Source organism: Corynebacterium sp. HMSC055G02 (assembly GCF_001809065.1).
Lineage (GTDB): Bacteria > Actinomycetota > Actinomycetes > Mycobacteriales > Mycobacteriaceae > Corynebacterium > Corynebacterium jeikeium_D.
On sequence record NZ_KV795650.1, the window covers coordinates 12,314 to 39,212 of the forward strand.

Annotated in this window: 19 protein-coding genes; 8 read left to right on the forward strand and 11 right to left on the reverse strand. The window is 60.3% G+C overall.

Features of this window, described 5'->3' with window-relative positions; translation table 11 throughout:
• Nucleotides 1–257 precede the first annotated feature (257 nt).
• Nucleotides 258–1,433, reverse strand: coding sequence for a UDP-N-acetylmuramate dehydrogenase (locus HMPREF2547_RS04855; RefSeq protein ID WP_070549788.1), 1,176 nt, complete (start codon nucleotides 1,431–1,433; stop codon nucleotides 258–260).
• Between the two features lie 85 nt (nucleotides 1,434–1,518).
• Here HMPREF2547_RS04855 and HMPREF2547_RS04860 point away from each other — a divergent pair, with 85 nt between their 5' ends.
• From HMPREF2547_RS04860 to purU, 3 genes are all read left to right on the forward strand, one after another.
• The gene (locus HMPREF2547_RS04860) at nucleotides 1,519–2,016 is read left to right on the forward strand and encodes a DUF2505 domain-containing protein (RefSeq protein ID WP_049172369.1); all 498 of its coding nucleotides are present in this window, start codon (nucleotides 1,519–1,521) and stop codon (nucleotides 2,014–2,016) included.
• A 97-nt stretch (nucleotides 2,017–2,113) separates the two neighbouring features.
• Nucleotides 2,114–2,884 carry an LmeA family phospholipid-binding protein gene (locus tag HMPREF2547_RS04865; protein ID WP_016421971.1) on the forward strand — a complete coding sequence of 257 codons (771 nt, stop codon included), beginning with the start codon at nucleotides 2,114–2,116 and terminating at the stop codon, nucleotides 2,882–2,884.
• A gap of 17 nt (nucleotides 2,885–2,901) precedes the next feature.
• A complete protein-coding gene (purU, locus tag HMPREF2547_RS04870) occupies nucleotides 2,902–3,807 on the forward strand; it encodes a formyltetrahydrofolate deformylase (RefSeq protein WP_016421970.1) in 906 nt (301 codons plus the stop codon).
• Between the two features lie 161 nt (nucleotides 3,808–3,968).
• Here purU and HMPREF2547_RS04875 read toward each other — a convergent pair whose 3' ends face one another.
• The 9 genes from HMPREF2547_RS04875 to HMPREF2547_RS04915 form a co-directional block, all read right to left on the reverse strand.
• Nucleotides 3,969–4,325: a DUF2516 family protein gene (locus tag HMPREF2547_RS04875; protein WP_370545760.1), complete on the reverse strand. Its 357-nt coding sequence runs from the start codon at nucleotides 4,323–4,325 to the stop codon at nucleotides 3,969–3,971.
• 79 nt (nucleotides 4,326–4,404) lie between these two features.
• Nucleotides 4,405–5,754 carry a DUF445 domain-containing protein gene (locus HMPREF2547_RS04880; RefSeq protein WP_070604904.1) on the reverse strand — a complete coding sequence of 450 codons (1,350 nt, stop codon included), beginning with the start codon at nucleotides 5,752–5,754 and terminating at the stop codon, nucleotides 4,405–4,407.
• A gap of 190 nt (nucleotides 5,755–5,944) precedes the next feature.
• The gene (locus HMPREF2547_RS04885) at nucleotides 5,945–6,343 is read right to left on the reverse strand and encodes a hypothetical protein (protein WP_016421967.1); all 399 of its coding nucleotides are present in this window, start codon (nucleotides 6,341–6,343) and stop codon (nucleotides 5,945–5,947) included.
• A 40-nt stretch (nucleotides 6,344–6,383) separates the two neighbouring features.
• Nucleotides 6,384–7,133, reverse strand: coding sequence for a succinate dehydrogenase/fumarate reductase iron-sulfur subunit (locus HMPREF2547_RS04890; RefSeq protein ID WP_016421966.1), 750 nt, complete (start codon nucleotides 7,131–7,133; stop codon nucleotides 6,384–6,386).
• On the reverse strand, nucleotides 7,133–9,151 hold the full coding sequence (locus HMPREF2547_RS04895; RefSeq protein WP_016421965.1) for a fumarate reductase/succinate dehydrogenase flavoprotein subunit: 2,019 nt from the start codon (nucleotides 9,149–9,151) through the stop codon (nucleotides 7,133–7,135). The genes HMPREF2547_RS04890 and HMPREF2547_RS04895 overlap by 1 nt, the downstream gene beginning before the upstream one ends.
• Before the next feature lie 19 nt (nucleotides 9,152–9,170).
• Entirely contained in the window at nucleotides 9,171–9,911 is a 741-nt protein-coding gene (locus HMPREF2547_RS04900; protein WP_049189509.1) for a succinate dehydrogenase cytochrome b subunit, read from the reverse strand.
• Between the two features lie 413 nt (nucleotides 9,912–10,324).
• Nucleotides 10,325–12,940, reverse strand: coding sequence for a glycoside hydrolase family 65 protein (locus HMPREF2547_RS04905; protein ID WP_070604907.1), 2,616 nt, complete (start codon nucleotides 12,938–12,940; stop codon nucleotides 10,325–10,327).
• 15 nt (nucleotides 12,941–12,955) lie between these two features.
• Nucleotides 12,956–13,729 (reverse strand): HAD family hydrolase, encoded by a 774-nt coding sequence (locus HMPREF2547_RS04910; RefSeq protein WP_172620228.1) that lies wholly within the window; start codon nucleotides 13,727–13,729, stop codon nucleotides 12,956–12,958.
• A 258-nt stretch (nucleotides 13,730–13,987) separates the two neighbouring features.
• Nucleotides 13,988–16,198, reverse strand: coding sequence for a malate synthase G (locus HMPREF2547_RS04915; RefSeq protein ID WP_048732321.1), 2,211 nt, complete (start codon nucleotides 16,196–16,198; stop codon nucleotides 13,988–13,990).
• A gap of 1,016 nt (nucleotides 16,199–17,214) precedes the next feature.
• Between HMPREF2547_RS04915 and aceA the strand changes: the two genes are divergently transcribed.
• Nucleotides 17,215–18,507 (forward strand): isocitrate lyase, encoded by a 1,293-nt coding sequence (gene aceA, locus HMPREF2547_RS04920; protein ID WP_070604911.1) that lies wholly within the window; start codon nucleotides 17,215–17,217, stop codon nucleotides 18,505–18,507.
• Between the two features lie 214 nt (nucleotides 18,508–18,721).
• On the forward strand, nucleotides 18,722–20,146 hold the full coding sequence (gene ramB, locus HMPREF2547_RS04925) for an acetate metabolism transcriptional regulator RamB (RefSeq protein ID WP_038629316.1): 1,425 nt from the start codon (nucleotides 18,722–18,724) through the stop codon (nucleotides 20,144–20,146).
• A gap of 222 nt (nucleotides 20,147–20,368) precedes the next feature.
• On the opposite strand, the gene lpdA is transcribed toward ramB, so the two are convergent.
• A complete protein-coding gene (gene lpdA / locus HMPREF2547_RS04930) occupies nucleotides 20,369–21,784 on the reverse strand; it encodes a dihydrolipoyl dehydrogenase (RefSeq protein ID WP_049189521.1) in 1,416 nt (471 codons plus the stop codon).
• Between the two features lie 82 nt (nucleotides 21,785–21,866).
• Here lpdA and HMPREF2547_RS04935 point away from each other — a divergent pair, with 82 nt between their 5' ends.
• From HMPREF2547_RS04935 to HMPREF2547_RS04945, 3 genes are read left to right on the forward strand one after another with little or no spacing between them, the layout of a single operon-like run.
• Nucleotides 21,867–24,017 (forward strand): prolyl oligopeptidase family serine peptidase, encoded by a 2,151-nt coding sequence (locus HMPREF2547_RS04935; protein WP_070604914.1) that lies wholly within the window; start codon nucleotides 21,867–21,869, stop codon nucleotides 24,015–24,017.
• A gap of 10 nt (nucleotides 24,018–24,027) precedes the next feature.
• Nucleotides 24,028–25,488, forward strand: coding sequence for a M1 family metallopeptidase (locus HMPREF2547_RS04940; protein ID WP_070604916.1), 1,461 nt, complete (start codon nucleotides 24,028–24,030; stop codon nucleotides 25,486–25,488).
• Between the two features lie 18 nt (nucleotides 25,489–25,506).
• On the forward strand, nucleotides 25,507–26,862 hold the full coding sequence (locus HMPREF2547_RS04945; protein WP_070604918.1) for a lipopolysaccharide biosynthesis protein: 1,356 nt from the start codon (nucleotides 25,507–25,509) through the stop codon (nucleotides 26,860–26,862).
• Nucleotides 26,863–26,899: the final 37 nt, after the last annotated feature.

Sequence of the window (26,899 nt, forward strand, 5' to 3'; positions counted from 1 at the left end):
CCCCGGCTCCCCCCCCCCCAGACTTAGTGACTAGGTTTATGACAAAAAACTGAGGGTGAATAATATTCACGTGTCATAAACCTAGTCACTTTCTCTATCCCCGCCATTGGGAGAAGGCCCGGGAGCGCAAACTGAGGACTACCCGGCGGTTCTATCAGCCCCAGCGCCCCGGTCAGCCCCATCACCCCCGCCAGCCCCATCAGGCACGCCAGCCTCTCCAGTCCGCCCCCACTGGCCATCAGCCACCCGCCGCGGGCCTAATCGATGCTCACGCCGACCCACACCGGCTCGGGCACCAGGGTCACGCCGAAGGCCTTTTCCACGCCAGCGCGCACATCGCGCGCCAAAGCCACCAAGTCGGCGGCGGTCGTAGGCGTACCGTCGCCGGACTCCCCGCGGTTGGTCAGGGCAAGAGTGTGCTTAGTCGACAGTCGTGCGGGCGCACCGTCACCGGGGTAGCCCTTCGGGAACCCGGCGCGCTCGATAAGCCACGCCGCCGAGAGCTTCACGGCTCCCTCGTGGCCGGGGCCAGCGGGGAATGCGGGCATATTCGCGGCCTCATCGGCCCCACGCAGCGCGGCAACCTTTGCACGCACGGCCTCCACCGAGTTCTCCGGAATGATCGGGTTGGTAAAGAAAGAACCCGCCGACCAGGTATCGCGGTCAGCATCTTCGAGCACCATGCCCTTGCCCCGGCGCAGCTCAAGCACCTTTTCGCGCACCAACTCAGCCGGCCTGCGAATCTCGCCAGCCGCAGCCTCGGCCTCGTCGACGCCCAGGCGCCGCGCCAGTTCGCCATAGCGAAGTGGCGCGGACATGCCATCCACACTGAGCTCGAACCGCACGGCCAGCACCACTGCCCGTGCGGTGAACTTCAGGTTCGAGTAGCGGTAGGAAAGGTCGAGAGACTCCGGTTCCACCCACTCGACCGAGCCGGTTGCGCGATCGTAAAGCTGCACCGAGTCCAGGACCTGCGACACCTCAGCACCGTAGGCGCCAACGTTCTGCACCGGAGTGGCTCCGGCCGATCCCGGAATACCCGACAGGCATTCAAGGCCGCCAAAACCTGCGTCGACACTCATCTCCACGACCTCGTCCCAGACCGCACCGGCCTCGGCCTCCACGATTGCCGACACGGACTCCAGCCCGTGTCCGCGAGTGCTCATGGTCACGTTGTCGGCCTCGATCACCACGGCCACCAGCGGCTCGAGTTCATCGGCTACCACCAGGTTGGATCCGCCTCCCACGATGAGGAGGGGCACGTTAGCGTCGTCAAGCGCGCGTACAACATCGACCACAGCGTCCGTCGTGCTACACCGGACGACGGCACGCGGCACCCCGCCGAGGCGGAGCGTCGTCAAATCCGCGAAAGCGGTATGCGTGCTGAGCTCCACCCCCTCTAGCCCCGCAAGCCCATCGATGGCTTCTTCCATGTCGGAGGTCAGGTGAATTGGGTTCGGCGATTGGTCGAGATTTTCCACGCCCCTAGCGTAGTGCAAATTACGTATCATCAAGCGCATGACTACGACTAACACGCACACCGTCAACTTCGACCAGCCGATTGAGAAGGTCTACGAGGCCCTCACCGACGCCGGTTTCTGGGAGAAGGTCGCAAACCGTTTCTCGGCGGCTGACGGCAAGGTGGAAAAGTTCGAGACCACCGACGCTGGCACCACCGTCGTGATTCGCCAGACCGTCTCTGCTGACAAGATTCCGGCGCAGGCACAGAAGTTCGTCAAGTCCGGGGTCGGCATGACGCGCACGTTCGTCATCAGCCCGCTTAACGACGACGGCGCGACCTCTACTTTGACCACAGAAGCTTCGGGCGTACCGGCGTCCTTCAGTGCGTCCCAGAAGCTCACCGCCCAGGGTGAAGGTTCCGTGCTGACCACCAACTCCGAGTTCGCCATCAACGTGCCGCTGCTCGGTGGCAAGCTCGAGGAGAAGGCAGCTCCGTACCTGGAACGCGTCCTCAACGCTGAGACCGCTGTGCTGGCGGACTACGTCACTAAGTAGGTTGCGCAGCGGGGCACACCGAGGCGGCACCGGGGGCGGACACCCGGGCGAAGAAAGGTGGTAGCGACGGAGCCGTCGTTAAGCAAGACTGGGAACCATGAGTTCTGCTAAACGCTCGTCGAGCGTCAAAGTCCTGCCCACCGTCCTCGGTGTCATCATCGTGGTGGCACTCATTGCGATCGCCGGCGAAATCGGCGTCCGGATGTTCGTGAGCAAGGAGATTTCCGACGGCTACCGCACCTCCGCCGAAGAGCGTGGTGCGACGGTCACTGAAGACCCCAAGGTTTCTTTCGGCACCCGCCCGATGCTGCTCGCCTTGGCCACCAAGTCAGTGCCCTCGATGGATCTGTCCACTCCGAACACACTGGAGGTCAAGAACCCGGAGGCGCTGGGTGGCGCACCGGAGATCAACGGTGACCCGGCAGCGGAAGTGCACCTGGAAAACGTGGATCTGAGCAATCGTGCGGATCCGACGGCAGAGTCGCTGCGAGTAGACGTCACAATCCCACCTCAACTGCTGCAGGCGCTAATTAACCGGGAAAGCGGTGTACGCGCTTCCACAATCACGCCGTTGCCGGACGAAGGCCTGTTCAACATTGAATTCGCCTCCGGATTTGCGACCTCCAAGTTCCGCCCGATTGCCAACGGCGGTCATATCGAAATCAACTTGGAGGGCGGCTCAATCCTCGGCTTAAACCTCGATGGCCTGGCCGGCTGGCTGGGAGAAGCGAGCGGTACGCTGTTGAGCTACGACATCGGCCACGGTATGCAGGTGGAGGAAGCGCACGTCACCGGGGAGGGCCTGGCGTTGACGCTGACGGGCGCAAATCTGCCTTTGTCGACCGTGAGCGAACTTACCTTTAGCTAGCAGGTAAGATACCGAGAATGACTCGCTCTCTCATCACCGCAAATAGCGGTACTCCCACCGAGCGCCAGTACATCTTCTCGCTCGGCTGTCCAGACCGTACCGGTATCGTTTCCACCCTGTCGACCTTCCTGTCCGACATAGGTGCGTGGATTACCGAGGCGGACTTCTTCTCCGACCCGGAGACCGGATGGTTTTTCACTCGCCAGGCGGTCCGCGCCGACGCTCTCGACCTGACGGTAGAAGAGCTGCGCGAGAAGTTCGCTGAGCTCGTCGGTGATTGGGGCCCTGAGGTCCGCTGGAAGGTCACCGACAACGCTGTCCCGAAGCGCGCTGTCATCCTGGTGACCAAGGAAGGCCACTGCCTGCAGGATCTGCTCGGCCGCGTCGCACAGTCCGACTATCCGATGGAAATCGCTGCAGTAATTGGTAACCACCGCGATCTGGAGCCACTGGTCGCAGCGTATGACATTCCCTTCCACCACGTGCCCTTCCCCAAGGATGCCGTCGGCAAGCGTAAGGCATTCGATGAGGTCGCCGAGATTGTCGATGCCGAAAACCCGGATGCCATCGTGCTCGCACGTTTCATGCAGATTCTGCCGCCGGATCTGTGCGAGAAGTGGGAAGGCCGCGCAATCAATATCCACCACAGCTTCCTGCCGTCGTTCATGGGCGCGCGCCCGTACCTGCAGGCTTATCGACGTGGTGTGAAGCTCATCGGTGCCACCTGCCACTACGCCACTGAGGACCTCGACGACGGCCCGATTATTGAGCAGGACGTCATGCGTGTCTCCCACAAGTACACCGCTGCGGACATGCAGCGTGAGGGCCGCGATGCGGAGAAGCAGGTCCTCGCCCGCGGTTTGCGCTGGCACCTGGAGGACCGTGTGCAGGTCTACGGCAACCGCACCGTGGTGTTCCAGTAGGTTTTCGGGGAGCCAGACCTATCCCTATCCGCTCCCCCAGAAAGAAAGTGTCTGGGTTTATGACAAAATAACCGGGTTTTTCACCCAGAAACTGTCATAAACCCAGACACTTTCTCAGTTGTGCGGGCTAACACCCGCCCTGGACTAACACCCGCCCGGGACTAATAACCGCCCTGTGCGTTCGACAAAATGTCCTTGATCTGTGGGCGAACATCCAGCCAGTAAATCCCCGTGATGACTAGTCCGGCAATCAGCGGGATGCCCAGCATTGCCCAGCCCAGCCACGGCAGGAGTAGGAAGATAGCCGAACCGACCAGCATGCCGGCCCAGACGTTGCGGCTCTTGCGGTCTGCAGCGTCAAAGGCATCCGCGCGGGTGGTGATGACAAGCACCGCACCGAGTAGCGCCAAGATGCCGATGACAAACGGAATGGCGAACTGAAACAGGACGTCCACATAGACGGAAATTGCCATCAGCGGCGAATCCGCAAGACTGGGCAAAGATGGTAACAGGCGCACCGGGGGAACAACTCCTTTAACAGGGATGCATTGCTTTTTACATGCTAACGCACACGGTCTGATGTGCTGGGTTGTGCTGCTAAATAGCCCCAAACACCAAGGTCGACAGGGTGTAAATAGCCAAACCGGCCAGTGATCCGACAACAGTGCCGTTAACGCGAATGAACTGCAGATCGCGACCGACCATCAGTTCAATCTTGTCGGAAGCCTCATCGGCGTCCCAACGCTCGACGGTCTCGGAAATGATCGAGGTAATCTCGCCCGCGTAGTTCTCAGCGATGAAGACGACAGCCGCTTCCAGACGGCGGTCCATTCGTTTGCGCAACTCAGGATCAGACTGGATCCGCTCGCCGTAGCGGGCGGCCGTTTCCGAGACCTTCCGACGGAGCAGGGAGTCCGGGTCGCGGGCAGCGTCGACAAGCTTTGCGGATGTCGATGCCCAAATCTTCGCCGGTGCCTGTGTGACGGTGGCGGACGAAAGAATGTCAGTCTTAATTTCTTCGACCTTGGCGATGGTCTTCTCGTCGTTCTGCAAATCAACGGCGAGCTGCGTGAGGAAGCGGTGGAGCGCCAGGCGCGCGTCGTGCTTAGGGTCATGCTGCACCTGCCAGGTCCAGTCAACCAGCTCGCGATAGACCTTGTCGCCGATGAGATCGTTGACAAAGCTCGGTGCCCAGGAGGGGGCGCGCTCTCCGACAAGTCGGTCGATAAGATTCTGCGAGCCCAGCGACTTCCGGTGCAGCCACTCAGCCATCTGCTGGACAATAGGCTCGGTGCGCCCCTCTTCGATGAGCTGCTCGAGAACCTTACCCGCTGGTGGCCCCCACTCCGGGGCTGCAACTTCGTCGATGACTGCTGACTTCAGCACTGCGGCGGCATCGTCAGGATTAATCGCCTCCAGCACATTTCCGGTGAACTTACCGACCTCTGCGGACACTTTGTCGGCGTTTCCCGGCGCTACCAGCCATTCGCCGATACGCTCAGGAATCTCGGCCTTACGCACCTTGTCCACAATCAAAGCGGGGTTCAGGAAGTTATCACCGACGAACTGCGCCAGGGACTCACCGACTTGGTCCTTCTTGCGGCGGACGATAGCGGTGTGTGGGATAGGAATGCCGAGCGGGTGGCGGAACAGGGCTACGACTGCGAACCAGTCGGCGAGGGCACCGACCATGCCGGCCTCAGAAGCAGCGCGAACGTAGCCCACCCACGCGGGCACAACTTCGCCTGCGGATAAGTGTGAAGACTCAATACCGCGGCATGTGAAATACACAGCGGTTGCGATGACCAGCAGCATCGTAGCGAAGGCCTTGGCCTTACGCAGTTGCGCACGTTTTTCCGCCTCAACCTCTGGTGATGGCCCGGGAACTTCGAGACGGCCCGAGACCGTATCTACAGCTGCCGGGAGCTTAGCGGGGTTGTTATCCATGTGTATAGATTAGGCGCCGAAAACGCGAAAATGCCACCGCGCCGCGGTCCGCTGTTGGTGAGAGAGGTACTTCTCAATACTTCCCTACCCCAGCGCACTGTGCACAGTGGCATCAACTGTGGAGGTGCTAGTTCAAAAGGCTAGCGTTGCATCCGCCTAGAGGCGAGCCCCTTTAAACTGGGGCAAGCCTTTAGTGGTGAGTGCCGAATTCCTTTCGGTAAGCCTTGTAGTCACGACGACCGATGGAGATGCAGGCCAGACCCGCAATAACCATAACCAGTCCGACTACCAGGCCAGCCCACATGAACACGCTGCCGTCGAAGTTCCAACCACCGGTGTAGTCGGTGTAGTTGGCGGCATCCTTAGCCAGGAAACCGTTGCTGTGAGAGGCAGCAGTCTGGTCGGCAAAAACGGTCGTTGCGAGACCGAAAATGAAGGTGCCCCAAGCCGCCAGAGAGGCGAGCATGAGTCCCATGCCAATCCAGGTAATGCTCTTGTGAAGCGAGGAGTATTCGGCATTCATGCTCTGAGGCACGTAACCGTCGACGAAGTGCTCTTCGCCCTGGTAACGCTTGACTGCATTCGCCATAATCTATGTCCCTTCTGGAAAACTCTAATCGAGAAAGAGTTTAGTCGTCCTTACCGCGGAAGAACGAACGAGCTCGTTCCTTGGTAACGGCGGCAACCGCAGTCAGCGGGATACCGGCCGGGCAGACGTCAGCACATTCACCATAGAGGGAGCACGGACCGAAGGTGCCTTCGACCTCGTCAACCATCTTGCGAGCACGCTTGCCACGCTCTTCCTTACCCAGCGGGACCAGGGAGAGGTGAACCAGCTTTGCGCCGGTGAACAGGTGTGCAGCACCGTTCGGGCAAGCTGCGACACAAGCACCACAGCCGATGCAGGCTGCGTGGTCAAGTGCGAACTCAGCCGTCTCGTGGTTCAGGTGCAGAGTATCTGCATCCGGAGCGGTACCAGCGTTGATGGAGACGTAGCCACCCTGCTCGAGGACACGGTCCAGAGCGGAGCGGTCAACGACCATGTCCTTGATGACCGGGTATGCGGCGGAGCGCATCGGCTCGATCTTCAGGGTGTCACCATCGCTGAACTGGTGCAGACGCTGCTGACAGGTCGGGGTGTTCTGGCCCGGGCCGTGCGGACGACCGTTGACGTTCAGACCACAGGTACCACAGATACCCTCACGGCAGTCAGATGCGAACGCGAACGGCTCCTTGCCGGACTCGACGTACTTGGAGTTGACGTGGTCAAGCAGCTCCAGGATCGACATCTCTGCGACGGCGTCGTCAACGTCAACGGATTCAAAGTGTCCCTCGACGTTCGGACCTGCTTGGCGCCAGATTTCAAGGTGCAGTTTCATTACTTGTAGTTCCTTGTCATGAGCGGGACGGCTTCGAAGGTGAGCGGCTCGGCGTGGCGAATGAATTCGTGACCGGACTGATCCCATGCAGGACCATTGTTGCCTCGCTCCCATGCGGAAACGAAGCACCAGTTAGCGTCATCGCGCTCTGCCTCGCCATCTTCAGAGATGTGGTCATCGCGGTAGTGAGCACCGCAGGACTCATCGCGGTCGAGGGCGTCGACACACATGAGCTCACCGAGGTCGATGTAGTCAGCAACGCGGTTAGCGTACTCGAGCTGCTGGTTCATCTCGTTCGGCTCACCCGGGATGAAAAGGTCAGACCAGAATGCTTTACGCAGTTCGCGGATCTCCTCGATACCGCGAGCCAGGTCTTCCTTGTTACGAGCCACACCACAGTCGCGGTAGAGAATCTCACCGAGCTGACGGTGGAAGTACTCAGCGCCGTGCTTACCCTGGATGCTCATCAGCTTGTCCAGGCGAGCCTGAGCGCGGTCCAGTGCTTCCTTGGCCTCCGGGGCATCCTCAGCCAGGCGGTCGGTACCGAGCAGCGGGCCGAGGTAGTTCGGAATGGTGAACGGCAGGGTGAACCAACCGTCGACCGAACCGGACAGCAGGGAGTTTGCACCAAGACGGTTTGCACCGTGGTAGGTCCAGGATGCCTCGCCACCGGTGAACAGACCCGGGATGGAGGTCATCTGGTTGAAGTCAGACCACAGGCCACCCATGGTGAAGTGGCAGGTCGGAGCAATACGCATCGGAACCTTGTACGGGTCCTCACCGATTGCCTCTTCGTACATCTGAATCAGGTTCGAGTAGCGTTCCTTGATGACCGGCTGGCCCAGGCGCTCAATTGCGTCACGCAGATCCAGGTAGACGGAGTTCTTCAGCGGGCCAACACCGTAGCCGGCGTTAATCTGCTGAGAGTTGGCACGGGAAGCGACGTCACGAGGGACGAGGTTACCGAATGCCGGGTAGCGACGCTCCAGGAAGTAGTCGCGCTCGTCCTCCGGGATGTCGTTGGCCGGGCGCTCGTCGCCCTTCTTCTTCGGGGTCCAAATACGTGCGTCGTTACGCAGGGACTCGGACATCAGAATGGTCTTCGACTGCCAGTGCGCGTTGACCGGAAGACCGGTCGGGTGGAACTGGATGAAGGACGGGGATGCGAAGTAAGCACCCTGGTCGTATGCACGCATGATGGCCGAAGCGTTGGAGTTCTTGGCCAGCGTGGACATGTGGTAGACGTTGCCGTAACCACCGGTAGCCAGAATGACTGCGTGAGCAGTGTGAACGGTCAGCTCACCATTGATGAGGTTACGCATGATGGCACCCTGGCAACGGCCGTCGGCGACGATGATGTCAACCAGCTCGTTGTGGGTGAAGATCTCGACGTTGCCGAGACCAATCTGACGCTGCAGAGCCGAGGTAGTCGACAGCTGCAGCTGCTGACCCGTCTGACCACGGGTGTAGTACGTACGGGAGACCTGCACACCACCGAAGGAACGGGTTGCCAGGGTACCGCCGTACTCGCGAGCGAACGGAGCACCGATCGCATTCAGGTGGTCGATGACGCGGACGGACTCGACAGCCAGACGCCAGCAGTCGTTCTCGCGGCAGCGGTAGTCGCCGCCCTTAACGGTGTCCTTGACGTGGCGGTAAGCGCCGTCGTTGTCGACCTTCTTACCGCGAGCGGAGTTGACACCACCCTGTGCAGCAATGGAGTGCGCACGGCGCGGAGCGTCGTGGTAGGTGAAAACCTGCACGTCGTAGCCGAGCTCACCGAGGGCAGCAGCGGCAGCGCCGCCAGCCAGGCCGGTACCGACGACCATGACGCGGAACTTACGACGGTTCAGCGGCGAAACCAGGTTGGCGTGATCCTTCTGGTACTGCCAGTGGTCCTTCATGGAGACCTTGTCACCCGGGGAGTTATCGGACAGAACCTTGCCGATCTTGACCCCGTCGACAGCGCTTTCCGGCGCGCGGAAGTCCGCAGCGACGGTTGCTTCAGTGTTAGTCATAGTAAATTTCCTCCTCGACCTACGAGACCAGACCGGTCAGGACGGCGACTGGGATGAAGATGTTGCCGACAACAACCAGCAGCGGCAGCAGGCCGGACAGGAACAGCAGAACCTTGCGCCAGCGCTTACCGGTGATACCGAGGTCGGAAGTAGCGGTCCACAGACCGTGGGACAGGTGCAGCAGCAGAGCGAGCTGCGCAATGATGTACCAAACAACAACACCCGGACGCGAGAAGGACGCAACCACGTTCTGGTATGCCTCACCGTGCTCGAAAGAAGACGGAGCAACGCCAGCACCGATGGTCAGGTCCAGCAGGTGGAAGATGATGAAGGCCAGCAGCACGATGCCGGTGATCACCATCGAACGTGCGGTAAAGGTGTTCCAGCTGGACACCATGCCCTGACGGCGGAACTTGCCGCGGGACTGCTTAGCACGTGCAGCCAGGGTGAGGCCACCGAAAATGTGCAGGACAATAGCTACCAGCAGGACAATGCGGAAAATCCACAGAATGCCCTCGTTCGGAACTGCCGGAGCACCGACAGTGCGCAGGAAGGTCGCGTATGCGTTGAAGTCTTCCTCGCCAGCGAAAATCTTCAGGTTACCCAGCATGTGGACAATAACGAAGAGACCAAACAGCACGCCAGTGACGGCCATGGTCAGCTTCAGAGCCCATGAAGGGTATTTGGGCTGCTCGCGCAGCGGTTCTACATTAATTTTGCCGTGCGCGATTGCGTCACGGTTTGAACTTTTAACAGTCATGGCACCTCCAGTGTCATATTCACTCTAAAGTCACACAGCGCCTGGTAAACATTTTTCCCCCTTTTGGGTGGGGATTTTCACAGGTTACCTAGGTCTTTTCTCCGCCTTTTCTCAGGTTATCGCATTTTAGCCACTTCTGACGTCGTCACTGCATAAACCCTCTCCCCCACCATAAAAATGCGCCTACCCCGACTTTTGCCGATTTTTCACCTGCCCTAACCAGCTAATAACGCAACATAAATAGCACGAAAATAAAAAACCGCCCACTTTTCTCAGGTGGACGGATTTAATACTCAATAATTATGTTGCGAAATTCTTTATTTTTACCCCTGCCGAATTCCCCAAAGGCCCAAACAACCACCCCCAACAGGCAATCCCCCCCATTGGCGCCGTGTACGGCCGAAGCCGTCCGACTAATCCTCGCTCTGATCCGAGTTCGCCATCACCACGGTCAACGGCTCCGGGCCAATGATTACCTCATGGCCTGCGACCATAATCGGCCCAACCTGGTGGTCTCCCTCCTCCAGGACGACTTCCACCGTGCGCCCGCGCACCGTCACTCGGATACGACAACCACGAATAGTGACTCGGTACGTCAGACCACTCCAGTCCTCCGGCAGACGCGGGTCAATACTGTAGCGGCCGTCATGATCGCGGAAACCACCGAAGCCATAGACCAGGGACTGCCACACACCACCGGCAGATGCGACGTGGACACCATCGGCAGCGTTGCCATGCAAGTTCGCCAGGTCCACATAGAGTCCGCGGAGGAAGAAGTCCATTGCCTGCTCCTGCAAGCCCAACTCGGCCGCAACAATGGACTGCACAACGGCGGACAGCGAGGAATCACCGGTGGTGAGCGGATCGTAATACATGTAGTCTGCGCGCTTTTGTTCCGTCGTAAAGCGATTGCCCATGAGGAACAGTGCGAGGACGACGTCCGCCTGCTTAATGACCTGGTGCCGGTAAATCGTCAGCGGGTGGTAATGCAGCAGCAGCGGGCGCAGGGGTCCGACCTCGGGATCGTCGAGATTCCAGCGCTTACGCAGTAGGAACTGGTCATCCTGAGGGTGAATGCCGAGCTTCTCATCGAACGGGATGTACATCGCCTCAGCAGCCTGCTCCCATTCTTCAACCTCTCGCTCGGTGAGGTCGAAGCGGTTGGTCAGTTCGCGATAGGCAGCAGGGCGATCACGCTTCATCTGCTTGACGACGTCCGCAGCAACCCGCAGGTTATACTGCGCCATCACGTTGGTGTACAGGTTGTTGTTCACCACGGTGTTGTACTCATCCGGACCGGTGACGCTGTGAATTTGGAACTCTCGCTGTTCGGCATCGAAGAAGCCCAGCGACATCCAAAACCTGGCCGTGCCGAGCAGCAGATCCGTGCCCTCCTTGAGCAGGAACTCCTCATCGCCGGAGGCATAGACGTACTTCATCATCGCGTACACGATGTCCGCATCGATGTGGTACTGCGCCGTGCCGGCCTCAAAGTAGGCCGAGGACTCCTGACCATTGATAGTGCGCCACGGGAAGAGGGCACCGTCGTGCGCCAGTTCGTCGGCACGCGCCCACGCGGCTTCGAGCATGTCCCAGCGGAAACGCATGGCATTGCGCGAGAATTGCGGCGACGTATAGGTAAGGAATGGGGTCACGTAGATTTCCGTGTCCCAGAAGTAGTGGCCGCCGTAGCCGGTGCCGGTCATTCCCTTGGCCGGGACGCCTTGGAATTCGGCGCGGGCGGCGGCCTGGATAATCTGCCAAATGTTCCAGCGCACTGCCTGCTGAATCTCCGGCTGATTGTAAATGACCACGTCAGAGCGCTCCCAGAAGCGTTCGAGCCACTCCTCCTGGTTCTCCATCAGCCCCAGCATGCCGATGCGACCGACGCGGTTCAGGGTGCGTTCACAGCGGAATGCCAGCTCTTCAGCACGCACCTTACGGGAGGAGTGGTACGCGACCAGCTTCTCCAGGCGTATGACAGTGCCGACTGGCGCATCCAGGTTGAACAGGGAGCTGGCCACATCCGGCTCGGTCGACTGCGAAATCTCTACGAACGGCTCCGTACCGTCGGGAGTGCGGACAGTAAAGGTGTGGTCCATGGAGGTAGCCACGGTCATACCGGAGTTCGCGCAGCGGTAGCCCAGCGTCGAGCGCTGCCCGTGCGCCGATTCCGACTGAAATGCCGGAATGAGAACGCGGTCTTCCAGCGCCTCGGCGCGACGGGGATCCAGTTCAGTGCCCTGCGCCTTGGCGGCATCGTGGTATTCGTCCTCGCCGTCCTGGCGGTTGAGGATCTGCGAGTTAATCATCACCGCAGCATCCGCATCCAGCAGCTCGACTTCCAGACTCATCGCGGCGACATGCTTTTCCTGGAAAGACACCATGCGCTCAGAGGTGACGCGAACGCGCTTGCCACCCGGGGTGCGCCAAATGAACCGACGACGCAGCACACCCTCGCGGAAATCCAGGCTACGTTCGTAGTCGCTGACCTCAGCATTGCCGAGACGCAGGGGCTCATCGTCAATGTAGAGACGCATTGCCTTGGCGTCCGGAGCATTGGCAATCGTCTGCCCCTGACGGGCTAGGCCGTAGGCGTCCTCGGCGTGCCTAATCGGCCAGGTCTCATGCAGACCGTTGATATAAGTGCCGTGCTCACTGGAGTCACGGCCCTCCGGCGGGTTGCCACGCATGCCGATGTACCCGTTCGACAGCGCAAACAGCGTCTCGCCCAAACCGAGCGGGAGGCCGTTCGGCTTCGTCTCAATCAGACGCCACTCATCGACCGGAGTGATGTCTCGGTCCATGAGTCCCTCGGCATTTACAAGGTGGTGGTGCTTATCCGCACGATCCGCCGGGAAGTTACGACGCTGCTTACGACGAACTGGGGACACCGTCTCCTCCTGTTTTTCAGCCTCTGCGGTCTCCGCGTCGTGACCCTGCCCCTGCGGAATCACACGCTCGGTCTCGTCGACTGCTGCCGTGGTCGAATCGTTGGCCATGATGCCTTCCGGTTTTGTCTCAGCCATTTGTCACGAGCCAGCCTAGACGAGTGCCGCCAAGTCACTGACCACAACGTCGGCGCCCGCTCGGCGCAGCGCTTCCGCACCAGCACCGCGGTCAACACCAATGACCAGACCAAATGCGCCGGCTGCACCCGCTTGCACACCACTGATGGCATCCTCGACCACCACAGCATCGCGCGGCGCCACCCCCAGATTCTTCGCCGCGTACACGAAAGTATCGGCGGCTGGCTTACCCGGCAGGTTGTTCTCATGCGCCACCACGCCGTCAACAATCTCCACGAACCGCTCACGCAGCCCAGCGGCCGTCAGCACCGGCACCGCGTTCTTCGACGAGCTAACCACCGCCAACTGCGGTTTTTCGCTTGCCGACGAGTCCCTCGCGCCCTGTAACTCGTCGAGCAGCGCAACCGACCCCGGGTAGGCCTCAATTCCCCTCTCGACTCGCGCCAAGAAGTCATCATTTTTGCGCTTCCCGAGTCCCACAATCGTCTCGTCTTTCGCTGTGTCCTCATCGCTACCGTGTGGCAGCGAAATGCCGCGAGATTCCAGGATTGCTGCGATGCCCTCATCGCGGCGGCGGCCATCGAGGTAGGTGAAGTAGTCCTCCTCTGTGTAGGCCGAGACACCCTTGTGCTCGAAGTAGTCGCTAAACATGTCCGCCCACGCCTGCTCGTGCACATCGGCGGTAGGGGTAATCACTCCGTCGAGGTCAAAGAGGATTGCGCCCGCGCTATGGAGGAATTCTTTGGCCTTGGCGAGGTTGGTAGCACTGTCGGTCGTGGAATTAGTCATGGGGGGTCGCAGCTCCTTGGACGTTGCAGACTGCATTTTCTCAATTAACTTCCCAATCAACGCTAGCAACGTTGCCCCTGCCCCGCTTGCGAACCCGGGTATCTCGAATCTGAGAATCATGGTGCGCTTCCCCCAAAAACAAAACTGCCGGCGCGCATGCGGAATTGGCATCAGAGGTTAGCCAATACCACCTACACACCGGCAGTATGGATATCTATTTTGTTATTTCAGGCTCGGCAGCCGCAGCCCGACCAAGAATTAATCCTGGTCGATGCCCTCGCGCTTCTTGAACTCCAGGCGACGGCGGTGCAGGATCGGCTCGGTGTAACCGGACGGCTGGTTCACACCATCGAGGATGAGCTCCTTGGCGGCCTGGAAACCAATGGACTTGTCGAAGTCCGGAGCCATCGGCAGGTATGCCTCATCGCCCTCGTTCTGGCGGTCAACGACCTCGGCCATGCGCTCCAGCGAATCGATGATCTGTTCCTCGGTGACAACACCGTGCAGCAGCCAGTTAGCCAGAGTCTGGGAGGAAATACGCAGGGTAGCGCGGTCCTCCATCAGGTCAACATCGTTGATGTCCGGCACCTTGGAGCAGCCAACACCCTGCTCAACCCAGCGGATAACGTAGCCCAGGATGGACTGGCAGTTGTTGTCCAGCTCGTTGGCCTTGTCCTCATCGGACCAGTCAGCGCCCGGCTCGCCAGCCTTAGCTGCCGCTACCGGGATGGTGAGCAGGTCACCGAAGGTGTCACGGCGACCGTCGGTAAGCAGCTTGTCCTGAACACCGAAGACGTCAACCTCGTGGTAGTGGGTAGCGTGCAGCACACCACCGGTCGGGGACGGAACCCACGCGGTGGACGCACCCTGCTTCGGCTGACCAATCTTCTGCTCCAGCAGCTCGGCCATCTGCTCGGTCATGGCCCACATGCCCTTACCAATCTGAGCCTTGCCCTGCAGGCCGTGTGCCAGACCGGAGTCGACGTTGTTGTCCTCGTAAGCCAGCATCCACGGAGCGGTCTTCTGAACAGCCTTGCGGAACATCGGACCAGCCTGGATGGAGGTGTGGATCTCATCACCAGTGCGGTCCATGAAGCCGGTGTTAATGAAGACGACACGCTCGGAAACAGCCTTGATGGCGGCGTCCAGGTTGACGGAGGTACGACGCTCCTCGTCCATCAGGCCGACCTTCAGGGTGTTGTGCGGCAGACCCAGCAGCTTCTCAACGTCTGCGAACAGCTCGTTGGTGAAAGCAGCCTCATCCGGGCCGTGCTGCTTCGGCTTCACGATGTAGATGGAGCCGGTACGGGAGTTCTTACGTGCGTTGTCCTGATCCAGGCCCGGGATTGCACACACAGCGGTGACGACGGCATCCATGATGCCCTCGAAAATCTCCTCGCCGTCGCGGTCGAGGATGGCCGGGTTCTGCATCAGGTGGCCGACGTTACGGACCAGGTTCAGGGAACGACCGTGCAGGGTGACCTCGGAACCGTCAAGAGCGGTGTAGGTGCGGTCGTCGTTGATGGTACGGGACAGCTTCTTGCCGCCACGGGTGAACTCGACTGCGAGGTCACCGACGTTCAGGCCCAGCCAGTTGGTGTAACCCAGGGTCTTGTCTGCAGCGTCGACTGCGGCGACAGAGTCCTCGAGGTCCATGATGTTGGTGACAGCGGCTTCCAGGATGATGTCCTTGACGCCAGCCTTGTCGGTCTTGCCAACCGGGGACTCCGGGTCAATCAGCAGCTGGATGTGCAGACCGTTGTGCTTGAAGTAAATGGACTCCGGCGCGTCCTTGTCACCGGTGTAGCCGACCAGGGTCTCCGGCTCGCGCAGACCGGAGGTAGCGCCGCCTTCCAGGGTTGCCTGCAGGTGACCGTCGACGATGTCGTAAGAGGTGACGTCCGCGTGGGAACCGTCGACCAGCGGCAGAGCCTTGTCCAGGAAGTTACGACCCCATGCGATAACGCGGTCACCGCGGACCTTGTTGTAGCCCGGGGTGTCCTTCTCCGCACCGCCATCTTCAGGAATAGCGTTGGTGCCGTACAGCGCGTCGTAAAGCGAGCCCCAGCGTGCGTTCGCAGCGTTGATGGCGAAACGGGCGTTGAGGACCGGCACAACCAGCTGCGGGCCAGCGGTGGAAGTGATCTCGGTGTCGACGTTAGCGGTAGTGACCTGGAAGTCACCCGGGTTGTCAACGAGGTAGCCAATTTCCTTCAGGAATGCGACGTACTCATCCTGATTCTGCTCGCCCGGGTGTTCCTTGTACCAAGCGTCGAGCTTTTCCTGCAGCTCATCGCGCTTGGCCAGCAGCTCGCGGTTGCGCGGAGTGTACTTAGCGACAATGTCACCGAAGCCGTTCCAGAACGCGTCCTTGTCCTCAATGCCGGCGGCGGGGAGTGCGGTGTCATTAACGAAGTCGTAAAGAACCTTCGCGACCTGCATTCCACCTGCCGAAATACGCTGTGCCATTGCTCTCCTCAAAACTATTGATTGCAATTTGCCCATCCAGCCACGGCCACGTCAGCGGCTCACACTGGATGCGTTGTTCCCCTACTGTATGTGATTCGGCGCACTTATGAACCGTCTTTTTCCATAACCGCCAACCGCCAGCCCGGTATAGCGCCGCTCACATTTGCCATTTCATTCGCTTTACGACGAGCACCCTGCGAACAGACCCCACCCCTCCCCAATGACCATTCGGGCATTCAGTCCTGACGCCACAACCAGCCCTCCCCCACCCGCATTGACTGCAGCATCCCCGGCACTCTTTCCTCCAGCCACAGAACACCACACACAATGGGAAAGTGTCGCGCCTCACAGACATTTACTATTGCGACCTGCATATCAACGGCCAGCGACCAATCACGTCGCTACAGCCTCCGCCTTCAAACCAGACCATAAAAGCGAGATGACAACCGAGACCCTGGCCACTACCCAGGGATGCTCCGGCGGGGTACTGACGGTGTAACGGCAGTGTATTTAGAAGCCCGTTTCCACCTTTACGGCCGTAATTTCGGGGGTAGCGAAACACCCCCTAAACCCCAAACACTGTTAACGGCCAGCTTTGATAAATACCAAAATATAAATCACCCCAAAGCGGGGGGAACATTATTCGCGAGTCCGCCATAGGGAAATAACAGTACAAATGTACCGGCCGGTCACAGGCGAAAATTGTTAAAGCCAAGCTACACATCACAATGTTTGCAATCTTCACAAGTGTTATCCGTATTACATACTTGAATTCACATCGGAAGCTGCTTGACGAACGTAGCGCTATGCCCCAAAATGTGAGACATGGCACGCGGAAGCGGACATTGTTTTTGTTCGCGTGTTTGTGTGCAGGGGTACAGCACTTTGCTAGCGCCCCCTGCATTCACGTGACACCGCGGTCACTATCGGGTCAGCCTGTAGATCGGTTCTGTCGGAATTGTTCTTAAGTCAGCACCCGGAGTTCAAAAAGCAAGCAAAAGGAAGTGACTCCGTTTATGTCTAACGTTGGTAAGGCACGTACCGCCGCCGAAATCCAGAAGGATTGGGACGAGAACCCGCGCTGGGAAGGTATCACCCGCGACTACACCGCTGAGCAGGTTGCTGAGCTCCAGGGCTCCGTCGTCGAGGAGAACACCCTCGCTCGCCGCGGCGCTGAGATCCTGTGGGAAGGCGTCAACGTTAAGGACGACTCCTACATCAACGCTCTGGGCGCGCTGACCGGTAACATGGCCGTTCAGCAGGCTCGCGCTGGCCTGAAGGCTGTCTACCTCTCCGGTTGGCAGGTTGCTGGTGACGCTAACCTCTCCGGCCACACCTACCCGGACCAGTCCCTGTACCCGGCTAACTCCGTGCCGAACGTCGTTCGCCGCATCAACAACGCTCTGCTCCGTGCAGACGAGATTGCTCGCATCGAGGGCGACGACTCCGTCGACAACTGGCTGCTGCCGATCGTCGCTGACGGTGAGGCTGGCTTCGGTGGCGCTCTGAACGTCTACGAGCTGCAGAAGGCCATGATCAACGCTGGTGCCGCTGGTACCCACTGGGAGGACCAGCTCGCTTCCGAGAAGAAGTGTGGCCACCTGGGCGGCAAGGTCCTGATCCCGACCCAGCAGCACATCCGTACCCTGACCTCTGCTCGCCTGGCTGCTGACGTCTCCAACACCCCGACCGTCATCATCGCCCGCACCGACGCTGAGGCCGCCACCCTCATCACCTCCGATGTTGATGAGCGCGACCAGAAGTTCATCACCGGCGACCGCACCTCCGAGGGCTTCTACCACGTCCAGAACGGCCTGGAGCCGTGCATCGATCGTGCGAAGTCCTACGCTCCGTACGCTGACATGATTTGGATGGAGACCGGTACTCCGGACCTCGAGCTGGCTAAGAAGTTCGCTGAGGGCGTCAAGGCTGAGTACCCGGACCAGCTCCTGGCTTACAACTGCTCCCCGTCCTTCAACTGGTCCGCTCACCTCGAGAAGGACGAGATCGCCAAGTTCCAGAACGAGCTGGGCAAGATGGGCTTCAAGTTCCAGTTCATCACCCTGGCTGGCTTCCACGCCCTGAACTACGGCATGTTCGACCTGGCTTACGGCTACGCTCGCGAGCAGATGTCCGCATTCGTCGACCTGCAGAACCGCGAGTTCGAGGCTGCCGAGAAGCGCGGCTTCACCGCTGTCAAGCACCAGCGCGAGGTTGGCGCTGGCTACTTCGACCGCATCGCCACCACCGTCGACCCGAACTCCTCCACCACCGCCCTGAAGGGCTCCACCGAGGAGGGTCAGTTCTAAGTCACTCGGCTTAGGGCTTAGGTCAAGGACCTAACTTCAACACCCAGCGAGGGTTGCACTTGCAGCCCTCGCTGGGTGTTTTTGTGTGTTCATCGACATGTCGACTCCGGGCCGTCGTGAAGCGTGCCTGAGAACCTCAGCACCTACACACGTAAGCAAAGGTTGCAACGGTTTTCTACACAAGTTCAGCAAAGCCCGCGATATGCTGGGCAGTATGTCGAAAACCTATGTCGGATCCCGCCTCCGCCAGCTACGCCGCGAGCGCGACCTCAGCCAGGCTGCGCTCGCACAGGCGTTGGGCCTCTCGGCTAGTTACGTCAACCAGATTGAGCACGACGTCCGCCCGCTGACTGTGCCCGTGCTGCTCCGCATCACGGACACATTCGGCGTTGACGCGACTTTCTTCTCCCGAGATGACGACTCCCGCCTCCTCGCTGAGGTCCAGGACGTGGTAATGGACAAGGAGATCGCTAAGTCTCCCATGGATCTGCAGGAGATCTCGGAAATGGTTCGCGACCACCCTGATATCGCCCGCATCATGGTGGACATTCACCGCCGCTACCGCAACGTCACGGACAAACTCTCTCTGGCCACCGAGGAGCGCAACTTCGGCAACAGCACCGACACCGCCTCCGGTTCACAGGCGCTGACCATGCCTCATGAGGAGGTCCGCGACTACTTCTACGCCCGCCAGAACTACATCGCTTCGGTCGACACCGCCGCTGAGGAGCTGGCCCGCGAGCTGCGCATCACCGACGAGACCACCGATGTGGTCTCTGTGCTGGCCGACAGGCTGTCCAACGACCATGGGATTCGGATTGCGCTGGAATCGTCGTTAGGCGATGTGCAGCACAGCCTTGATCGGCGGACGAAGACGCTCTACCTCGCGCGGCACCTCTCGCCGGGACAGCGGGCCTTCCGCATGGCCACGGAGCTGGGGTTTTTGGAGCAGGGCGAGACCATTTCCGAGGCCGTCGCGTCCGGGCATTTCATGTCGGAGGAGTCGCGGAAGCTGGCGCAGCGCGGAGTCGCGACGTATTACGCGGCGGCGCTGATTCTGCCGTATGAGTCGTTCCATGCGATGGCTGAGTCGAAGCGCTACGACATCGAGCTGTTGTCGCGCACTTACGGTGTCGGCTACGAGACCATCTGCCACCGATTGTCCACGATGCAACGCCCCAGCTTGCGCGGCATCCCGTGGACATTCGTGCGCGTCGACCGCGCGGGCAACATGTCCAAACGTCAATCCGCCACGGGCTTCCACTTCACGCATTCGGGCGGTACCTGCCCGCTGTGGAACGTCTACGAGACTTTCTCCTACCCCGGCAAGGTCATGCGGCAGGTCGCGCTCATGCCGGATGGTCGGCCGTACATGTGGATCTCGCGGACCGTGGAGCATCACGCGGCACGTTTCGGCAAGCCAGGTAAGGTTTTTGCCATCGGTTTGGGCTGCGAGGCCCGTCACGCTGAGCGCACCGTGTACGCCGATGGTCTCGATCTCGCGGACCTCGACGCCGCCACTCCAATCGGTGCCGGCTGCAGGGTCTGCTCCCGCGAGGCATGTCCGCAGCGCGCGTTCCCGCCGATCCATCGCGATATCGACATCAACATGCACCGCTCCACCGTCTCGCCGTACTAGTTCGCTTTACGACGGGCGCGGAGCCGGCCTGTTTGCGGGGGCTTGGTTCGCGCAGGATGCTCCCCCCCCCCAAAAAAAAGGAAGACCCAAAAAGAAAGTGCTTAAGTTTATGACACTTTCGCACCGATTTTCACGGTCAAACTGTCATAAACTTAAGCACTAACTCGTATCTACCTGAGCCAGGACCAGCGAAAACTGGCCCCAGGGCAGAGCCACAACCTCTTACAGGTTGATCATCTTGCCCATAACGCCCTCAGCTGCTTCCTTCATAGCCTCGGACATGGTCGGGTGAATGTGGACGGCGCGGCCGATTTCCTCAGTGGTCAGCTCGTACTTCTCAGCCAGAACCAGCTGCGGCATGAGCTCGGAAACGTTGGCACCCACCATATGGCCACCCAGCAGCTCGCCGTATTCGGCATCTGCAATGAGCTTCACGAAACCAGCCGGCTCCGCCAGCCCCTGGGCCTTACCGTTTGCAGAGAACGGGAAGGTGGAGACCTTAATCTCGCGGCCGTTCTCCTCTGCCCACTTCTTGGCCTGCGCCTCGGTCTTACCGAAGGAACCAACCTGCGGGTTACAGAAGGTTGCGCGCGGCATCATGTTGTAGTCCGGGATGGTCTCGGTCTCGTGTCCCGCCATGTGCTCAGCTGCGATAACGCCCTGTGCCTCAGCGACGTGTGCCAGCTGCAGCTTCATGGTGACGTCACCGATGGCGTAGATGTTGTCGACGTTGGTGCGCATGTACTCGTCGATGACAATCTCGCCGCGCTCGCCCAGCTCAACACCGGCCTTGTCCAGGCCGATGCCCTCGGTGCGCGGTGCGAAGCCGATGGAGACCATAACGCGGTCGACGGTCAGAGTCTGCTCGTCGCCGCCATCCTTGGCCTCGACCTTGACCTCAACCGAGTCACCATTGTCCACGATGGAGGTGGTCTTGTGCCCGGTCATGAGCTTGACGCCCAGCTTCTTGTATTCCTTGGCAATAACCTTGGAGACGTCTGCGTCCTCGTTCGGCAGAACGTTGTCCATGAACTCGACGATGGTGACGTCCACGCCGTAGTTAGCCAAGACGTATGCGAACTCCATACCGATGGCGCCAGCGCCGACGATAACCATGGAGTCCGGCAGCTCGTCGGAGAGAATCTGCTCTTCGTAGGAAACGATGTTGCCGCCGACCTCAACGCCCGGCAGAGAACGGACGACAGAGCCGGTTGCAATAATCGCCTTGTCGAAGGTAATTTCCTTGCCCTTGTCATCGCCATCAGTGATGGCCATGGAGGTCGGGCCAGTGAATTCACCGAAACCGTTGATTTCGGTGATCTTGTTCTTCTTCATCAGGAAATGAACACCCTTGACGATGCCCGCGGACACCTTGCGCGAACGCGCGTGTGCGGCACCGAAGTCAAAGGAGACATCGCCGGAGATACCGAAGGTCTTAGCCTCATGGTTGAAAATGTGCGCCACCTCGGCGTTCTTCAACAGAGACTTGGATGGAATACAGCCAACGTTGAGGCAGACACCGCCCCAGTATTGCTTCTCCACCACGGCAGTCTTCAGGCCCAGCTGGGATGCACGGATTGCTGCGACGTATCCGCCAGGACCGCCGCCGAGTACTACAAGATCAAAATGTTCAGCCACGTGCACAAGTCTACGCACGACTTGTCTTTACTTCACGCGCGAGTCCCGGTTTTACCTACTGCGGTCGGCTACGGTGGTGGGCATGGGCACCGACACGGACACCGACTTGGGCAACAATCTCTCCTTCCTCTCCACTAACCTTGTCCCCGATTGGCTGGACGATATCGACGGCTCCCAGGCGCTGGCGTGGGTCCGCGCGCAGTCGGAGGCCACCGTCGCAGGCGTCGATTCGCTTGCCGACGACACCAGCGACCGCACCAACCTGGAACAACGCATCCTGGCTGCGCTCAACACCGATGCCCGGATCGCATACCCGGTGCGGCGCGGCGAGTACCTCTATAACTTCTGGCGGGATGCCGAGCATCCGCGGGGCCTGTGGCGGCGGACGTCGTTGCAGAGCTATCTGGCTGGCCAGGAGGATCCGCAGGCGACCGAGTGGGAAACTCTCATCGACCTCGATGCGCTGGCGAAAGCCGAGGGAGAAAACTGGGTCTGGAAGGGCACGGTGTGCCGCTATCCGGAGTATGACCGCGCGTTGATTCTGCTCTCTCGCGGCGGCGCCGATGCCACTGTGGTGCGGGAGTTTGACCTCGTCAACTGCATTTTTGTCGAGGATGAGTCGTTCTACCTCCCGGAGGCGAAGTCCGATGTCTGTTGGTTGGGTCGTGACGAAATTCTCGTTGGCAGTGACTTTGGTCCGGGGTCACTGACGGATTCGGGCTACCCGCGGCAGGTGCGTAGGTGGCGGCGCGGCACGCCGTCGTCAAGCGCGGATGTGGTTTTCTCGGGCCACAGTGATGATGTGGCCGTGGGCGGCTGGTTCGACGCGACGGAGGGTTTTGAGCGGCTGTTTGTCGAGCGTGCGCATGATTTTTATAATTCGCAGCGGTTCGTGGCAGCGGAGCGTCCGGGCAAGTTGGCGGCGCAGCAGAATGGGGACTTTTCCCTGCAGATCCTGGAGGTGCCGCAGGACTGTCGCACGAGTGTCCATCGGCAGTGGTTGGTGCTGATGCCCCGCACGGAGTTCAATGGCATTCCGGCTGGTGGCGTGGCCGTTGTGGAGCTCGATAAGTGGCTGGCGGGCTCGCGTGAGGGGGAGGTGATTTTCACCCCTGATGCGCACACCTCGTTCCAGCAGCTGGCGTGGACGAAGAACTTCCTGGTGTTGACGCTGTTGGAGGATGTGGCGACGAAGTTGGTCGTGTTGCGGGAGGGCTCGTGGGAGCCGGTGGAGGCTTTCGGCGAGTTACCGGCACAGGCCACTGTGAGCGTGATTGATACGGCCTCTGAACGCGACGATGAAATCTGGTTGGTGTCGACCTCGGCAACGCAGCCGGCAACTCTCTGGTACGGGCAAGTCGGCAACCCGCTCACGGAAGTGCGGCGTGCTCCGGCGCTCTTCGACAGTGAGGGGATGGAGACGCGGCAGCACTGGGCGACCTCGGCCGATGGCACGCGGATTCCGTATCGCATCACCGGCCGCTTCGACGCAGGCGCTAGTGCAGAGACAACCACAGACGCACCCACTCCGAACCCAGCCCCAACCCTCGTGCACGCCTACGGCGGTTTCGAGGTCTCGCTGGTCCCGCAGTACTCGGCGATTCGTGGCCTGACCTGGCTCGAGCGCGGCGGTTACTTCGTGGAGGCCAACCTGCGTGGCGGTGGCGAATTCGGTCCGACCTGGCACTCCTCGGTGGTCAAGACTGAGCGGATGAGGGTCTATGAGGATCATCAGGCCGTGCTGCGCGACCTTGTTGGACGTGGCTACTGCACCCGCGAGCAGCTGGGCGTACGTGGCGGCTCCAACGGCGGGTTGCTAACCGCTGTCTGCCTAACCTCCTACCCGGAGTTGGTGGGCGCAGTGGTGTCCCAGGTGCCACTGGCGGACATGATGCGCTATCACAAGCTGTCCGCGGGAGCCTCCTGGATGGCCGAATATGGAAACCCGGACGACCCCACCGAGCGGGCTGCGATTGCGCAGTATTCGCCGGTCCAGCGCGTCGTCAAGCGAGAGCAGCGCGCCTACCCACCAGCGTTGATTACGACGTCTACCAGGGATGACCGTGTCCACCCGGCACATGCGAGGAGCCTGGCGTGGCTGCTGGAGGAAGCGGGACAGCCGGTGGATTATCACGAAAATACCGAAGGAGGCCACGCCGGTGCGGCGGATAATTCGCAGGTCGCGTTCGTCGAGGCACTCATATCTACGTGGCTGTGGAACAAGCTCAAGTAAGGTAACAGCCGTGAGTAGCGCTGATTTCAATAATCCTTATACCGGTATTGCGTTCAACCTGGGTTTCCGGGTGAACAAATACGAGCTGGACCTCGATTATCGGGTCGGGCCGAATCGTCTGAAGGCGACGGCGACTCTGCATATCGAAATCAATGCTTGGACCTCACACATCACGCTCGACTTTGCGGATGCGCTGGGGGCCGATTCGGTGGATGCGATTTCCGATTCGCAGGCACACTCAATCGATGTAAAGCGCTGGCGCCATTCGGGACGCAAGCTGCGCGTCACCTTTGACCGCGAGTTGGCTCCCGACGAAACGCTGCGGCTGATTGTCACTTACTCGGGCACGCCACGTCCGGTGCGCTCGAAGTGGGGCGAAATTGGCTGGGAGGAACTGGAAAACGGCGCACTCGTGGCATCGCAGCCGGTGGGCGCGGCGTCGTGGTACCCCTGCGATGACGATCCCGAGGTCAAGGCGTTCTACGAGTTCACGATGGTCACCGACGCTCCCTACGAGGTCGTCGCACCAGGGCTTGCCGACGCTCCGGTGAACGTGGGCGGATCGCGCCGCCGCTGGCGGTTTGTCACCGAGGAGCCCATGGCCTCCTACTTGGCCACCATCAATGTCGGCCAGTTTAAGAAGGTCGAGCTGCCGTGCCAGACCTCGACCGTAGTGGCCTGGGTGCCCTCTGAGTTGGTGGCAAATGCCCGCCACGACTTCCGCGACCAGGGACGCATGCTCGATGAATTCGCCAAGCTCTTTGGCCCTTACCCCTTCCGTGCCTACCAGGTGGTCATTTGTGAAGACGACCTGGAGATCCCCATCGAGGCACAGGGTCTGTCCATCTTCGGAGCCAACCACGCCGACGGCAAGGACACGTGGAATCGACTGATTGCCCACGAGTTGTCGCACCAGTGGTTCGGCAACAGTGTCGGCATTTCGCAGTGGCGCGATATCTGGCTCAACGAGGGTTTTGCCTGCTATTCCGAGTGGGTGTGGTCCGAGGTCAGCGGCGGTGCCAGCGCGGATGTGCACGCCCGCAAGCACTACCTGGACCTGCTTGAAGATGATCAGGACATCGTCATCGCCAACCCAGGGCCCAAGCTGATGTTCGACGACCGTCTGTACAAGCGCGGCGCGCTGACTGTGCACGCTCTGCGTCTGCTGCTGGGCGACGAGGTGTTCTTCGACCTGGTGCACAAGTGGACCACCACCAACCGCCACAGTGTGGTCGATGCAGTGGACTTCCGCGCACTGGCCAACCGTGTATGCCGCGAGCGTGGCATCACCACCTCGCACCTGGATGTCATCTTTGACTCCTGGCTGTCACGCAGCTCCTTGCCGGACTTCCCCACTGATCCGACGCGCTCCCCTGCTGACCAGGGCATCGACGATAATGGTGCTCCAATCGTGGATGAGGAACTGGCCGCTCAGTTTGAAAAGCTCGGCTACTCGAAGGCCAAGGACTAGAGAGCTAGAGGCACGTCAATGTCCGGTTTCAAATGGTTGTCGCTGGCCACGATTGTCGCGGCGATAGGCAGCTTCGCGGTGCTGATTATCTCGGCCCGCGCACTTCCCAATGCGGTAAACCTGCAGTTCGTGGCGTTCTGGGGGCTTTTCTTCGCGCTCACGGGTGTTCTCGGCGGGCTGATGCAGGAGACCACGCGCGCAATCGGTGCTGCGGAATCGCGGGAGCGGGATCGAGAGCAGGGGCAGAGCCAGGAGCAGGAAGCCTCGGAAGCGGGTCAAACTCTCGGTGCTCGTCCCATCACAGTGTCCCTGGGCGTCGCCGCAGTTACTTTCGTCACCATGGCAGTGACGGGTCCGCTGTGGGCCCCACTGGTCGTGCAGGATGGCGCCGGCACTGCAATTCTGCTCATGGCTTTTGGTCTGGCGCTGTACTCTATGCAGGCAACCACCTCGGGTCTGCTCAGCGGCCGCCAACTGTGGGGCCCCTACGCCGCGCTAATCATGATTGACATTCTCGTGCGCGTGGCTCTGGCACTCATCGCCTGGTACTTCGGCTGGGGCCTGCTGGCCTGGCTGATTATCACGGTGTTCGGCACTGTCAGTTGGCTTATTCTCGCGCTGTTTTCCCCGGCAACCCGCTCGGTCATGTTCGCGCGTGCCGACGTCCCGGTGCGCCGCTTCATCACTCTCATGGTCACGGCCATGGGCGCATCCGGCGCATCTGCTGTGCTGGTCACAGGTTTTCCGACAATCGTCAAGATTGCCGGCGAAGCGGTCACCACTGGCGCCGGGATAGCCGAGTCACTTACCCCGCCGCATGCCAACAACTTCACCGCAGCAGTGACCATTGCGGGAATCGCCTACGCCGTAACGCTGACCCGCGCTCCGCTGCTCATGCCCTTGGAGAAGTTCCAAAACGCCATCATTGTGAGCTTTGTCCGGCATCGCTCCGAGGGCGTGCTGGCAGCGCTGGCCAAGCCGTTGGGGGCGCTGGCTGCTTTCGGCACCTTCGGGGCGGGCCTGGCATGGCTCATCGGCCCGTGGATCATGACTCTCATCCTGGACGATAGCTATCACGTGTCCGGGCCGGTGCTCGCGGCGCTGACGCTCGGTGCGACGTTGACCGCCATGTTGATGATTACCGGCTCGGTCACCTTGGCAGTGGAGAAGCACCATATGTATCTGATTGGTTGGTTGGCTGCGACCACGATCGCCGTTGCCATTCTTTTCCTCCCTGGGCACCTGTCGGTACGCACGGTCGCGGCTATCGCCGTAGGCTCTGCAGTAGGTGTTGCCATTCACCTGCTTGCGCTGCGCACACTTTCCCCACGTGCTGCCAGGTCAGCCGTATCGGAGGCTTTTGCGGTGGAATAACACCACCCGCATCCGATGCCGTCCCAAAAAGCACCGT

Coding starts and splice junctions, on each gene's coding strand:
- HMPREF2547_RS04945 (WP_070604918.1), top strand. CDS start 25,507: ATGTCCGGTTTCAAATGGTTGTCGCTGGCCACGATTGTCGCGGCGATA.
- HMPREF2547_RS04915 (WP_048732321.1), bottom strand. CDS start 16,198: ATGGCACAGCGTATTTCGGCAGGTGGAATGCAGGTCGCGAAGGTTCTT.
- HMPREF2547_RS04885 (WP_016421967.1), bottom strand. CDS start 6,343: ATGGCGAATGCAGTCAAGCGTTACCAGGGCGAAGAGCACTTCGTCGAC.
- aceA (WP_070604911.1), top strand. CDS start 17,215: ATGTCTAACGTTGGTAAGGCACGTACCGCCGCCGAAATCCAGAAGGAT.
- HMPREF2547_RS04880 (WP_070604904.1), bottom strand. CDS start 5,754: ATGGATAACAACCCCGCTAAGCTCCCGGCAGCTGTAGATACGGTCTCG.
- HMPREF2547_RS04900 (WP_049189509.1), bottom strand. CDS start 9,911: ATGACTGTTAAAAGTTCAAACCGTGACGCAATCGCGCACGGCAAAATT.
- HMPREF2547_RS04890 (WP_016421966.1), bottom strand. CDS start 7,133: ATGAAACTGCACCTTGAAATCTGGCGCCAAGCAGGTCCGAACGTCGAG.
- purU (WP_016421970.1), top strand. CDS start 2,902: ATGACTCGCTCTCTCATCACCGCAAATAGCGGTACTCCCACCGAGCGC.
- HMPREF2547_RS04865 (WP_016421971.1), top strand. CDS start 2,114: ATGAGTTCTGCTAAACGCTCGTCGAGCGTCAAAGTCCTGCCCACCGTC.
- HMPREF2547_RS04905 (WP_070604907.1), bottom strand. CDS start 12,940: ATGGCTGAGACAAAACCGGAAGGCATCATGGCCAACGATTCGACCACG.
- HMPREF2547_RS04895 (WP_016421965.1), bottom strand. CDS start 9,151: ATGACTAACACTGAAGCAACCGTCGCTGCGGACTTCCGCGCGCCGGAA.
- ramB (WP_038629316.1), top strand. CDS start 18,722: ATGTCGAAAACCTATGTCGGATCCCGCCTCCGCCAGCTACGCCGCGAG.
- HMPREF2547_RS04910 (WP_172620228.1), bottom strand. CDS start 13,729: ATGACTAATTCCACGACCGACAGTGCTACCAACCTCGCCAAGGCCAAA.
- HMPREF2547_RS04935 (WP_070604914.1), top strand. CDS start 21,867: ATGGGCACCGACACGGACACCGACTTGGGCAACAATCTCTCCTTCCTC.
- HMPREF2547_RS04855 (WP_070549788.1), bottom strand. CDS start 1,433: ATGGAAGAAGCCATCGATGGGCTTGCGGGGCTAGAGGGGGTGGAGCTC.
- HMPREF2547_RS04860 (WP_049172369.1), top strand. CDS start 1,519: ATGACTACGACTAACACGCACACCGTCAACTTCGACCAGCCGATTGAG.